Source organism: Micromonospora sp. CPCC 206060 (genome assembly GCF_036906895.1).
In the GTDB taxonomy this organism is placed as follows: Bacteria; Actinomycetota; Actinomycetes; order Mycobacteriales; family Micromonosporaceae; genus Micromonospora.
On the sequence record NZ_JBAKHU010000250.1, the window covers coordinates 1 to 924 of the forward strand.

Genomic DNA, 924 nt, shown 5'->3' on the forward strand with positions numbered 1-924 from the left:
GGGGGCCGGGTTTCTGGAGTTTCTGGAGTCGCGCCCTGCGCGCGGGCGCGCGAGGAACCGAGGACGCCGCCCGGCACTGAAGTAGGGCCGCGCGGAAACACCGACTGCCGAACGGTCGGCCGGTTGGTCCGGACACCGCCCAAACGCGCGTGCGGGGCTGTCGGGTCTTGTCGGGTACGTGCCAAAACACAAGACGTGACAACTCTGCCGCCCTCAGGACGGCCCCCGGGGATCCCTCAGGGAGGCTGCCGAAATCCTCAGCGGACCGGACGGGGATCCCGGGCCCGCCTGTGCCCCGCCTCAGCGGAGATGAGGGACCCTCCGACCCGGAGGGTGTCTGGCTGTCCGGCCGGGGGGGTCACGCCGGTCTGTCACAGCGCCCGCAAGGGCGTCAAAGCCCCCGGTCCAGGCCACCCGGCGGGTAGCACATCGAGCGCACGAACGCCTGGCACAACGCCTTCAACCGGCTACAACGCCGCTACGAACGCAAAGAAGACGTGGCCAACGCTCACGTCGACCTCGCCGACGCCATCGTCACCATCCGTAGCCTCCATCTCGGCCCGCAGTTCCTCGTCGCCCAACATGCTCATCTCGCCGACGCCATCGTCACCATCCGTAGCCTCCATCTCGGCCCGCAGTTCCTCGTCGCCCAACATGCTCATCTCGCCGACGCCATCGTCACCATCCGTAGCCTCCATCTCGGCCCGCAGTTCCTCGTCGCCCAACATGCTCATCTCGTTACCTCCTCTGCTTATCTCACGGCCGGGCCGTAGCGGCGGGTTCATTTCGTACCTACGCGGTCGCGCGGCGCTGAGCGGCCCTGACAGACCACGTGTGAGAGCGCCGGCATCAGGTGCGCGCGCAGACAGGCCACGGGCCGGGTAGCGGCCCACCAGACGGCCCGGGTCACGCCCACCCGTCGCC

At 69.0% G+C, this 924-nt stretch carries 1 pseudogene; it reads left to right on the forward strand.

Annotated features, from left to right (window positions below):
• Positions 1–385: 385 nt before the first annotated feature.
• Positions 386–551: pseudogene (locus V6U90_RS33560) on the forward strand (IS5/IS1182 family transposase); the annotation flags it as partial.
• Positions 552–924 lie beyond the last annotated feature (373 nt).